10 protein-coding genes are annotated in these 10886 nt (G+C 71.7%); 5 read left to right on the top strand and 5 right to left on the bottom strand.

The genetic code is table 11. The features are described 5' to 3' along the window. The 5 genes from AB0D04_RS08245 to AB0D04_RS08225 all read right to left on the bottom strand — a co-directional run. Positions 1–984, bottom strand: a 984-nt coding sequence (locus tag AB0D04_RS08245) for an acyl-CoA dehydrogenase family protein (RefSeq protein ID WP_362700630.1), incomplete at its 3' end; no start/stop codon positions are given. 37 nt (positions 985–1021) lie between these two features. Continuing rightward, positions 1022–3076 carry an acetate--CoA ligase family protein gene (locus AB0D04_RS08240; protein ID WP_362700628.1) on the bottom strand — a complete coding sequence of 685 codons (2055 nt, stop codon included), beginning with the start codon at positions 3074–3076 and terminating at the stop codon, positions 1022–1024. 1 nt (position 3077) lies between these two features. After that, positions 3078–3269, bottom strand: coding sequence for a ferredoxin (locus tag AB0D04_RS08235; RefSeq protein WP_362700626.1), 192 nt, complete (start codon positions 3267–3269; stop codon positions 3078–3080). A gap of 112 nt (positions 3270–3381) precedes the next feature. After that, positions 3382–4620, bottom strand: coding sequence for an NADH-ubiquinone oxidoreductase-F iron-sulfur binding region domain-containing protein (locus AB0D04_RS08230; protein WP_362700624.1), 1239 nt, complete (start codon positions 4618–4620; stop codon positions 3382–3384). Continuing rightward, entirely contained in the window at positions 4617–5045 is a 429-nt protein-coding gene (locus AB0D04_RS08225; RefSeq protein WP_362700622.1) for a hypothetical protein, read from the bottom strand. The genes AB0D04_RS08230 and AB0D04_RS08225 overlap by 4 nt, the downstream gene beginning before the upstream one ends. 487 nt (positions 5046–5532) lie before the next feature. Here AB0D04_RS08225 and AB0D04_RS08220 point away from each other — a divergent pair, with 487 nt between their 5' ends. The 5 genes from AB0D04_RS08220 (at position 5533) to AB0D04_RS08200 (ending at position 10875) form a co-directional block, all read left to right on the top strand. Continuing rightward, positions 5533–6708, top strand: a complete 1176-nt coding sequence (locus AB0D04_RS08220) for an aromatic ring-hydroxylating dioxygenase subunit alpha (RefSeq protein WP_362700620.1) — start codon at positions 5533–5535, stop codon at positions 6706–6708. A 186-nt stretch (positions 6709–6894) separates the two neighbouring features. Next, positions 6895–8019 carry a spermidine/putrescine ABC transporter substrate-binding protein gene (locus AB0D04_RS08215; protein ID WP_362700618.1) on the top strand — a complete coding sequence of 375 codons (1125 nt, stop codon included), beginning with the start codon at positions 6895–6897 and terminating at the stop codon, positions 8017–8019. Between the two features lie 3 nt (positions 8020–8022). Next, entirely contained in the window at positions 8023–8922 is a 900-nt protein-coding gene (locus AB0D04_RS08210) for an ABC transporter permease (protein WP_362700616.1), read from the top strand. Next, positions 8919–9800 (top strand): ABC transporter permease, encoded by an 882-nt coding sequence (locus AB0D04_RS08205; RefSeq protein WP_362700614.1) that lies wholly within the window; start codon positions 8919–8921, stop codon positions 9798–9800. The genes AB0D04_RS08210 and AB0D04_RS08205 overlap by 4 nt, the downstream gene beginning before the upstream one ends. Positions 9801–9804: 4 nt before the next feature. Next, positions 9805–10875 carry an ABC transporter ATP-binding protein gene (locus AB0D04_RS08200; protein ID WP_362700612.1) on the top strand — a complete coding sequence of 357 codons (1071 nt, stop codon included), beginning with the start codon at positions 9805–9807 and terminating at the stop codon, positions 10873–10875. The last annotated feature ends 11 nt before the right edge of the window (positions 10876–10886 follow it).

Below are 10886 nucleotides of genomic sequence, written 5' to 3'. Positions count from 1 at the left end.
GCCGGCGGCCTCGCTGGCGGCGAGCTTGGCGGTGGAGGCCTTGGCGTGCAGCGTCTTGCGGTCGGTGCCCGGCTGGTCGGCCTCCCAGGCGACCTGGTGGGTGTAGGCACGGTTGACGGCGATGTCGACGGCGCAGTCGGCGAGCATGCCCTGGATGAGCTGGTACGAGGCGATCGGGGCGCCGAACTGCTCGCGCTCCACGGCCCAGTCACGGGCGAGTTGCAGGGCGCGCTCGGCCGCGCCGACGGTGCGTGCCGCGATCATCAGGCGTTCGTCGGTGAACCATTCCTTGGTCAGCTCGTAGCCGTTGCCGACGCCGCCGAGCACGTCCTCGTCGGCCACGAAGACGTCGGTGAAGGTGAACTCGGGATGCCCGTTGACCGCGGAGTGCATGAAGTGCGGGACCCGTGTCATCTCGACTCCGGGCGCGGCCTTGTCCACGAAGAACAGCGTGGGTTGCCGCTCGGGGCCGGCGTCCGCCTGCACCAGCAGGAAGTCGGCGATGTCGCCGCAGGTGACGAACCACTTCTCCCCGTTGAGCAGCCAGCCGCCGTCGGTGCGGGTGGCCGTGGAGGTGCCGGCGGACGGGTCCGAGCCCGCGCCCGGCTCGGTGACGGCGAACGCGTCGAACTTCTCGGCGCGGATCACGGGCAGCAGGTACTTCTCACGCTGCCGCTCGTCGCCCTGGGCCAGGACGTTGGCGGGCCGCCAGGGGATGTCCCAGAGGCAGTTGGTGACCTTGCCGAACTCCTCCTCGACGATGACCTGGTCGAGGAGGCTGAGGCCGGCACCGCCCCACTCGGCGGGCATGTTGATGGCGTAGACGCCGGCGTCCATCGCGGCCCGGGTCAGTTCGGTCACGAGCTGCTGCGGCAGCGGGCCGCCGGCCTGCTCGGACTGGTCCTCGTAACGCATCAGCAGTCGGGCGTACTCGGCGGCGCGGCGCTTGAGGTCGGCCTGCTCGGGGGTGTAGCGCATGTCCATGGGGGCCTCTTCGGTCGTGGGACGGCGAGCGGGGGGGTCAGGCGAGTACGGCGCGGGAGTCGAGGGCGAGGACCCCGTCGGGGCGTACGAGGAGGGGGTTGACCTCGATCTCGGCGATCTCCGGATGGGCGGCGGCGAACGCGGTGATCGTCTCGACGGCCGCCGCGGCCGCCGCGACATCGACAGGGGGTTTCCCGCGCACTCCGTCGAGCAGGGCGGCGGTGCGCAGTCCGCGCAGCAGTTGCAGGGCGCGGTCGGCGGGCACGGGGGCCAGGGTGAAGGCGACGTCGTGCAGCGCCTCGGCCAGCACGCCGCCGAGGCCCACCATGGCGACCGGACCGAACCGCGGGTCCCGGTTGACGCCGACGATCAGCTCGATGCCGTCGGTGAGGTCCGCCATGGCCTCCACGGAGTAGGAGGAGGCGCCGAGCCGGGCGTGCATCTCACGGAAGGCGGCGAGCAGTTCGTCGGGTCCGGCCAGGCCCAGTGCCACACCGCCCGCGTCGGACTTGTGCAGCAGGTGGAGGGCCTTGAGGACGTACGGTCCGGTGAACTCCTCGGCCGCGGCCAGCAGTTCGGGCTCGTCGTGGATCTCCCGGGCTGCGGGGAAGGCGAGTCCGGCCTCTTCGAGGGCCCGGCGGGTCTCCAGGTAGCCGCTCTCGCGCAGCGGTGGCGCGGGCCGGGGAAGGGGCGAGACGCCGGTGCGCGGAGCGCCGGGAGCCGTGGTGGCGAGGGCGCGCGCGGCGTCCTCGGTGGCGGTGAAGACCGGTATGCCGGCCGCCGCGAGCGTGCGGCAGCTGGGGGACTGGGGATACATCGACTGCACCACGAGCGGTTTCGTGGTGGCGCGGTGCCGGGCGGCGATCAGGCGCGCGGCCGCCTGTTCCCCGTCCGCGAGGACCGTCCCCCCTCCGCCGAGCCCCGCGTCGGCGGCCGCGTAGCCGCCGAAGTAGCCGGTCATCAGGACGGCGTCGACCTCCTCGGCCGCCAGCAGCGCGGCAACGGTCTCCGCGTACGAGCCGGGGTCCTGCTCGCCCATCCCGGCGAGGTCCACCGGGTTGGCGACGGCCGACTGTTCCCACAGGCCCGCCCGCAGGCGTTGCCGGGTCTGCTCCGGGAGTTCGGGCACGGTCAGTCCGGCCGCCTCGGCGGCGTCGGCGGCGACGACGCCGTGGCCGCCGCCGTCCGTGAGCACGGCGACCCGGCGGCCGGCCGCCCGGCGCGTGCCGCTCAACGCCGCCAGGGCGACGGTGAGTTCGCGGGGGGTGGCGACCAGTTCCACACCGGCGTCGCGGCACGCCGCGGTCACCACGTCGGCCGAGGTGGTCAGCGCCCCCGTGTGCGACTGGGCGCTGCGTGCGGAGGCGTCGCCGCGTCCTGCGGTGAGCAGCACCACGGGTTTGCCGGCGTCGGCGGCCGCCTCGGCGAAGGCACGTCCGTCGGCGAAGTCCTCCGCGTAGACCGCGATGGCGTGGGTGCCCTCGTGCCGGGCGCAGTCGGCGAGCAGGTCGACGAGGGTGACGTCGGCCTGGTTGCCGAGCGAGACGAAGCGGGAGAAGCCGAGGCCGTGCGGGCGGAAGCGGAGCTGGAGTTCGAGGGCGAGGTTGCCGCTCTGGCTGAGGAGCGCGACGCCGCCGGGTGTGAAGGTGTCGGAGGCGAGGAAGAGGTCCGTGGTGTTGTCGGCGATCCCCAGGCAGTTGGGCCCGACCATCACGGCACCCGCGGCGCGTACGCGTTCGGCGACGGCGTGCTGGCGGATCCGCCCCGCGTCGCCGGTCTCGGCGAAGCCGGCGGTGATCGCGACGATCGCCCGTGCCCCGCACCGCAGGGCCTCGTCGACGGCGTCCTCGAAGCCGACGGCGGGCACGGAGACCACCGCCAGGTCGACGGGCTCGCCGATCGCACTCAGGCTGGGGGCGACGGTACGGCCCAGCACGGTGCCGCCGCGACGGTTGACCAGGTGGACGGGGCGGCGGCCGTTCGCGCGGATGGCCTGCGCGGCGATGGCATGGCCGTACTTGGCCGGGTCGTCGCTGGCGCCGACGACGGCGACGGAGACGGGGTCGAAGAGGGCAGACAGGTCGCGTCCCATGTCACTTCACCAGCCGCAGGGCCGAGTTCGGGCAGGCGGCCACGGCTTCCGCGGCGGCATCCTCGCCGCCCTGCGGGACGTCGTTCCCGCGCACCTGCGCGTAGCCCCACTCGTCGAGGTCGATCAGTTCGGGCGCGGGTTCCTGGCAGAGGCCGTAGCCCTGGCAGCGGGTGGAGTCCAGCAGGAGTTTCATGGTGCGGTCCTTTCGGTGCGCCGGGTTCCAGCGGCTCGGCGAGGGGGTGTGGGAGGAGGCGCGGGGAGCGGGAAGCGGGACGGCTCGGTGCGGGAGGCACGGAAGATGCAGGTCAGGGCACCGCCACCGCGAATCGGCGTCCGTCGTCGGGGGCCGCGTCTGCGCATGCGGGGCAGGCGGCACCGCGATGGGCGTCGACCCGGTCAGGGAAGTGGGCGAGGAGGGTGGCGACGATGCGGGCGGCGGCATCGAGCAGGCCGCAGGCCCCGCGGCCGGGCAACTGCCGCGACCAGCGGCGCAGCTGGTCGGCCGTGTCGTCGCCCGCCGCGCCGTGTGCGACGGTGGCGAGCGTTCCGGCCAGCGCCCCGGTGCCGGAGACGCACACCCCGCACTGCCGGGCACTCTGCGCCGCCAGATAGGCCGCCGCTTCGGTGGCCGCGGCGACCGGACAGCCCTCCGGGTGCAGAAAGTGCAACGCCCCACAGCCGAGCGCTCCACCGGCCGCGTTCAGACGGTCGTGGTCGAGCGGAAGGTCCGCCCAGCCCGCGCCGTACAGGCCGCCGAACAGCCCGCCCAGCAGGACCCCTTCGGCCCTGCCGTGGCCGCCCAGGTCGGCGAGGACCTTCAGGTGCATACCGGCGGGCGCCTCGACCAGCACGGTGCCACCGGTCCCAGAACCCGAGAGAGTCACCAGATGCGTGCCGGCGACGACGGCCGCGACATCGGGACGCGTATGCATCACCGCGACGCGGGCCAGCGTCTCCACGTTGGCGACGAGAGTGGGGGCGCCGCCGACACCGCTTTCGAACGGGCGCGGCGGTTTCGCCCTGGGCAGGGCCGGGCCGCCGTCGATACGCCGGATGACCGCGGTCTCCTCCCCCGCTACGTAGGCGTGCTCCGCCCGTACGACGTCGATGCGCAGCTCCGGCGGACGCTCGGCGAGAGCCAGCAGGACGGCCTGCTCGGCGGCAGCATCGGAGACGTACACGTATCCGCGTTCGGTACCGGTCATGGCCGCGGCCAGCCTGAGGCCGTCCAGGACGACGTGCGGTCGGTGACGCAGCAGCCAGCGGTCCTTGACGGAACCCGGCTCACCCTCCTCTCCGTTGGCGACGACGACGGCCCGACCCGGTGCGTCGCGGACGGCGCGGAGCTTGACGGCGGCGGGGAAGCCGGCCCCGCCCCGGCCACGCAATCCCGCCCTGGCGATCCGGTCGAGCAGCGGGTCGGGCACCGGCAGCGGCGCGTAACCGCCTGCGGCGAGATAGTGGGAGAGGTCCTCGCGACCACCGGAGGGCGGGACGAGGAGGCCGTGCCGTCCTTCGGGCAGGAGGGAGAACACGCCGGTCATACGGTGCTCCTGGACTCGGAGTGGCCGATGGGGGCGGGGGCACAGCGAACTCTGAGGCGTGCCAACGCCCGTTCCAGGTCCCTCCGTTGCGTGGCCGTGCGTACGTAGCCGGCCCCGGGCAGGCCGATCAGCATGCGGTGGTGGTTGAGGACGACCTCGCCGGCCACCAGGGCCGGCCGCGGGTCGGCGGTCGCGGATCGCGCTGCGGCCTCGACGACGAGGGCGGTGACCTCGCCGAGGTAGCGCAGCCAGCCGCGTTGCGTACCGCGCAGCACCAGCCGCTCGACGCGGTGCCGCTCGGCGGCGACGAGGGCCGACGGCGGGCGGCCTTCCGCCGGGGCCCGCAGGGCGGCCACCGCAGCGGGCAGTTCCTGTTCGGGCTCGGGGGTGAGACCGAGCCATACCAGACTTCGGCGAGCGCTCATGCGTGCCTCCGGGGGCGCACCGTCTCCGGTTGCTCCGGAGACGGGGTGGCGCGGCAATGGCGTGGACGGGGATGCTCCGGCGCCATGACGAGAGGGGCGGGGAACTGTGCGGGGTGCCCGGCCGGGGCCGTGCACGGCGTGGACGGAGGGTGTCCGGATCGGTGCGCAGGGCCCGCCTGGGCCGACACCTGCCGGACCGGAGGCGTCCGGATCCGGACGCCCGGTGTGGTGCGGACGGTGTCCGCGGGCTCACGGAATGCGCCTGGGCGACCGTCTGCGGGCCCGGGCCATCCGCCTACCACGAGACTAACTAACCAATTAGTCAGTACACAAGCCTTGACTTGATTCCGCCCTGGGAGCAGTCTGACTAACCAATCAGTCAGCTGGCTCCCGGCAGGCCCGGAAGCCGCAGAAGGCGCACCTGCCGCCCGTTTCCGCGCACAGCCTCACCGCCCATCGCCGCCCTCGCGGCGCGGAGGAGGACTCCATGCACCCCTCGCCCACCCAGGCAGCCGCCCACTCCCCTGCTCCGCCGGGGCCGCCCCCCGAGCACCCCGGGGAAGCGCTGCCCGCGCGCTACTACACCGACCCGGCCCTCGCCGAGGCCGAGACGGAGCGCATCTTCGCCAAGTCCTGGCAGCTCGTCTGCCACGAATCCGACCTCCCCGGCCCCGGCGCACGACTGGCCGCCACCGTCGCCGGCCGGGAAGTCCTGGTGGTCCGTACCGAGGACGGCGGCCTCGCCGCCCACCTCAACGTCTGCCGGCACCGCGGTACCCGCCTGGTCACCGCCCCCGAGCCGTCGGGCAAGGCGATCCGCTGCCCGTACCACGGCTGGACCTACAAACTGGATGGACGGCTCGTCGGTGCCCCCGAGGCGCGCCGGATCCCCTGCCTGGACAAGCCCCGGCTCGGGCTGCACCCGGTCAAGGTGGAGTCCTTCCTCGGCTTTGTCTTCGTCAACCTCGACCTCGACGCCGTTCCGCTCGCCGAGAGCTGCGCCGGGCTCGCCGAGGCCGTCGGCCGCTACGCCGGGCCCGACCTGGTACCCGTCGGCAAGCACCGCATCCACGACCTGGCGGGCGGCGAGGAGCAGAACGCCAACTGGAAGGTGATCGTCGACAACTATCTGGAGGGCTACCACGTCCCCGTGGCCCACCCCTCGCTCATGCGGCTGCTGGACTACCAGGCGTACACGGTGGACGTGCAGGAGAACTACGTTCTGTTCGAGTCCCCGCTGCGCGACAAGCCGTCCTCGAACTGGACCGAGCGGCTCTACCAGCGGCTGGCGACCCCGATGCCGGGGCTGACCGAGACCGACCGGCGGGTGTGGCGGTACGCCGTGATCTATCCCAACACGCTCATCGACTTCTACCCTGACCACGTGCTCGCCTGGACCGCCCTGCCCACCGCCCAGGACCGGGCGGCGATCCCCGGTGCCTTCTACACCCGGCACGGGGAGAGCGTCCGCACCAGGCTGGCCCGGCGGCTGAACATCCACATCGGCTGGGTCACCAACGACGAGGACGCCGAGCTGGTGGAGCGCGTACAGGCCGGCCTGAGTACGCCCGGTTTCGAGCCGGGTCCGCTCTCCGCCCGCGAGGCCGCGGTCGGCTGGTTCGCCCGCCGGGTCCGGGACGACCTGGCGGAGGACGCGCGGTGACGCCCTCCCGCGCGGCGGCCGCGCCGCACTCGCACGTCGTACGCCTTCCGTCGGGCTTACCCCGCACCCGCTGACGCACGCGCGCACCCTCCCCAGACCGGTCTTCACTACGGAGTCAGGGCCTCCGTGAGCCGACCAACCGGTCCGCCCTGGACTTGTGCCGTTCCTCGACGGAGAGGACGCTCCATGTCCCCCGAGGTACCCCCACCGACCCGCCGCGCCGTGCTGCGGGCAGGCGCCTACGGCCTGCTCGGCGCCGCGGCCGGTGGCTGCGGGTTCATGCCCGCGAAAACACCCGACGCCAAGGCCCTCGCCCCGGTCCGGCCGCGCGTCGACGGCGATCTCGTCTACTTCAACTGGGCCGACTACGTCGACCCGTCCGTGTTCAAGGGCTTCGAGAAGGAGTACGGCGTCAAGGTCATCCAGTCGAACTTCGACTCGATGGAAGGCATGGTCGCCAAGCTCAACGCTGGCAACCGCTACGACATCATCTTCCCCACGGCCAAGTGGGCCCAGCGCCTGGTCCGCGGCGGCCGGCTGCGCCGCATCGACCACTCCCAACTCACCCGAGCACACGACGTGTTCGGCACCTACACCTACTTCGCCGACCCCTGGTACGACCCCGACTCCGCGCATACCGTCCCCTTCACCGCGTACAAGACCGGCATCGGCTGGCGCCGCGACAGGATCGGCGAACTGACCGGATCCTGGAAGGACTTGTGGAGCGACAAGGTCAGGGGCAAGGTCTTCCTGCTGGACGACCGCGACGAGGTCCTCGGCATGGGCGCCCTCGAACTCGGCCTGGACGTCAGCACCGGAGACACCGGCGACCTCGACCGCATCACCTCCCTGCTGGGCACCCTGCGACCGCGACTGCGCGGCTTCTCCAGCGACAGCTACAACAACCTCCTCAACGGCAACGCGCTCATGACGCAGGCGTGGAGCGGCGACATGGCCGCCATGCTCAACCAGGCCAAGGACCCCTCCGTGTTCGGCTTCCAGGCCCCCAAGAAGGGCACGCCGATCAACTCCGACTGCTACGCCATCCCCTGGAACGCCCCCCACCCCGGCACCGCGATGCTGTTCATCGACTACATGCTGCGGCCGGAGAACGTGAAGAAGAACATCGAGTACATCGGCTACCCGATGCCGGTGTCGGGCTACGAGAAGGTCTACGCCGACGTGGTCAAGCCCTTCCCCGAGTGCCTCGTCACCCAGGACGACCTGAAGGCGGACCTCTTCTTCCGCAACGGCAGCCGCGCGGCGGAGGACGCCCGCGACACCGCCTGGACCCATGTGAAGGCGGGCTGATCCATGGCGCTGCTCCGTCACTCCTCGCGCACCCGCCGCCGGGGCCCGGACGCCAACGGCACCCGCATGTGGACCTGGCTGATGCTGCCGGGCACCCTGTGGATGACCGGCTTCCTGATCGCCTCGCTGGCACTGGTCACCGTCCTCTCGGTCGGCACCACCGACAGCCTCGGCAACCCGCGCTTCGGCTTCGACCTGTCCGGCATCCGTGCCCTCGCCGACCCCGCCTACACCGAGGTCCTGGCACGATCCCTCGGCTACGCCCTGCTGACCTGCGCGATCTGCCTGCTGATCGCCTACCCGGTGGCGTACACCATCGCCCTGCACGGCGGACGCTACAAGCACGCGCTGATCGCCGCGATCGTGGTGCCCTTCTTCGCCAACTACCTGGTGCGGATGTACGGCTGGTCGGTGGTGCTCTCCGACGACGGGCCCGTACTGCGCGCGCTGCGCGCGGTGGGCCTGGCCGGCGACGGCACGAAGATCCTCAACACCGGCATCGGTGTGGTCGCGGGGCTCGTCTACGGTTTCGTCGTCTTCATGATCATCCCGTTGTACGCGGCGCTGGAGCGGCTGGACGTCTCCCTCATCGAGGCCGGCCGCGACCTGTACGGCGGCCCGGTCCGCACGTTCCTCTTCGTCACCCTGCCCGAGACCCGGCAGGGCGCGGCGGCCGGACTCGTGCTGGTCTTCCTGCCCGCCATGGGTGACTTCGTCAGCGCACAGCTCATGGGAGGCCCGGACCAGATCATGATCGGAAACCTCATCCAGGACAAGTTCTTCCAGGGCCAGAACTGGCCGCTGGGCTCCTCGCTCACCATGCTGCTGATGCTGGTCCTGCTGATCGGGATGTTCGGCTATCTGCGACGCACCCGCAAGGACGAGGCGGAGGCCCGCCGATGACACTGATACGCGAGCCCTCCGCCACCAAACCGTTCCGTCCGGCCGCCCGGACCCGCGCACGGCGCGGGCGTAGCGACCGCAGGCCCCGGATCCTCATCGCCGCCACCGGGATCTTCTTCGCGCTGCTCTACCTGCCCATCGCCGTGGTGGCCCTGTTCTCCTTCAACGCCAAGAAGTCCCTGACCGTATTCGACGGGTTCAGCCTGCGCTGGTACCGCGCGTTCGTCCACGACGACCTCATCATCTCGTCGCTGGGCACCAGCCTGCGGATCTCCCTGGTGGCGATGGCCGGTTCGGTCGTCCTCGGGGTGGCGCTCGCGCTCGGCCTGGTCCGCAGCCGCACCCGGCTCGGCTCGATGGCCGGCCTGATCATGCTGGTGCCGCTGATCACGCCGGAGATCGTCACCGGCGTGGCGTCGATGCTGCTGTTCAAGGGCCTGGGCGTGACCCTGTCCACCGGCACGGTGATGCTCGCCGAGATCACCTTCTCGATCTCCTACGTCACGGTCGTCCTCCGGTCCCGGGTCGCCGCGCTGAACCCGGAGGTGGAGGAGGCCGCGATGGACCTCGGCGCCACCCGCTGGCAGGCGGTCCGCCTCGTGACCCTGCCGGCCCTGTTGCCCGCCGTGCTCGCCTCCGCCGTACTGATCTTCGCGCTCGTCTTCGACGACTTCGTCCTCGCCTACTTCACCACCGGCGTCGACCCCCAGCCGCTGTCGGTACGCATCTACTCGGCGATCCGCTTCGGCGTACAGCCCACCATCAACGCGGTCGGCACCCTGATGCTCGCGGGTTCCATCGCCCTGATCGCCCTGGCCCTGTTCATCCCGCGCCTCTTCGGCCGCCGCGGCGGCCTCGACATCCTCTCCGGAGAGTGACCCCATGGACGCGACCCCCGCAGTCCGGCTCGACGGCGTCTCCAAGCAGTTCGCGGACTCCTACGCCGTCCACCGCCTCGACCTCGACATCGAGGCCGGACACTTCTTCTCCCTGCTGGGCCCCTCCGGCTGCGGCAAGACCACCTCACTGCGCATGATCGGCGGGTTCAGCGACCCCACCGAGGGTTCGGTGCTGCTCGCCGGTGAGGACGTGACGGCGCTGCCGCCGAACAGGCGCAACGTCAACACCGTCTTCCAGAGTTACGCGCTCTTCGACCACCTGAGCGTCGCCGACAACGTGGCCTTCGGCCTCAAGCGCAAGGGCGTCGGCAAGGCCGAGATGCGGCTGCGCGTCGGCGAGATGCTGGAGCTGGTCCAGCTCGCCGGCCTCGCCGACCGCAAACCCCGTACGCTCTCCGGCGGCCAGCGCCAGCGCGTCGCCCTGGCTCGTGCGCTCGTCAACCGTCCCGCCGTCCTGCTCCTCGACGAGCCGCTGGCCGCCCTCGACCTGAAACTGCGCAAGCAGATGCAGGTGGAGCTGAAACAGATCCAGCGCGAGGTGGGCATCACCTTCGTCTTCGTCACCCACGACCAGGACGAGGCGCTGACCATGTCGGACCGGATCGCCGTGATGAACCAGGGGCGCATCGAGCAGTGCGGCACCCCCGAGGACATCTACGAACACCCCGCCAGCCGCTTCGTCGCCTCCTTCATGGGCACCTCGAACCTGATGACCGGCACCTACCGCGGCGGTGCGGTCGCCCTGGACCAGGGGCCCGCCCTGCCGGTCGGCTCCCGGTCCGGCATCGTCGACGGCACCGCCGTCAGCGTGTCCGTGCGCCCCGAGAAGATCTGGCTGTCCGACTTCGAACCGGGCATGTCGAAACTGCGCGGCGTCATCCGCGAAACCGTCTACAGCGGCCCGACCACGACCTACCTCATCGACCTCGCCCCCGGCGTCACGCTGTCCGTCCTCGAGCAGAACACGGCCCGCGCGCGCATGGAGGACCGCTGGAGCGGCGGCGAGACGGTGGAGTTCGGCTGGCTCCCCGAGCACTGCCTGGTCCTGGCCTGACGCCCGCACCC

The sequence above is a fragment of the Streptomyces sp. NPDC048483 genome (genome assembly GCF_040651455.1).
In the GTDB taxonomy this organism is placed as follows: Bacteria; Actinomycetota; Actinomycetes; order Streptomycetales; family Streptomycetaceae; genus Streptomyces.
Note: the sequence above shows the minus strand (reverse complement) of the source record. Positions and strands in the feature narration are given on the sequence as shown.

What these genes read in the sequence shown, in the direction of transcription:
- AB0D04_RS08240 (WP_362700628.1), bottom strand. Translation starts at nt 3,076, where the DNA reads ATGGGACGCGACCTGTCTGCCCTCTTCGACCCCGTCTCCGTCGCCGTC.
- AB0D04_RS08235 (WP_362700626.1), bottom strand. Translation starts at nt 3,269, where the DNA reads ATGAAACTCCTGCTGGACTCCACCCGCTGCCAGGGCTACGGCCTCTGC.
- AB0D04_RS08230 (WP_362700624.1), bottom strand. Translation starts at nt 4,620, where the DNA reads ATGACCGGCGTGTTCTCCCTCCTGCCCGAAGGACGGCACGGCCTCCTC.
- AB0D04_RS08225 (WP_362700622.1), bottom strand. Translation starts at nt 5,045, where the DNA reads ATGAGCGCTCGCCGAAGTCTGGTATGGCTCGGTCTCACCCCCGAGCCC.
- AB0D04_RS08220 (WP_362700620.1), top strand. Translation starts at nt 5,533, where the DNA reads ATGCACCCCTCGCCCACCCAGGCAGCCGCCCACTCCCCTGCTCCGCCG.
- AB0D04_RS08215 (WP_362700618.1), top strand. Translation starts at nt 6,895, where the DNA reads ATGTCCCCCGAGGTACCCCCACCGACCCGCCGCGCCGTGCTGCGGGCA.
- AB0D04_RS08210 (WP_362700616.1), top strand. Translation starts at nt 8,023, where the DNA reads ATGGCGCTGCTCCGTCACTCCTCGCGCACCCGCCGCCGGGGCCCGGAC.
- AB0D04_RS08205 (WP_362700614.1), top strand. Translation starts at nt 8,919, where the DNA reads ATGACACTGATACGCGAGCCCTCCGCCACCAAACCGTTCCGTCCGGCC.
- AB0D04_RS08200 (WP_362700612.1), top strand. Translation starts at nt 9,805, where the DNA reads ATGGACGCGACCCCCGCAGTCCGGCTCGACGGCGTCTCCAAGCAGTTC.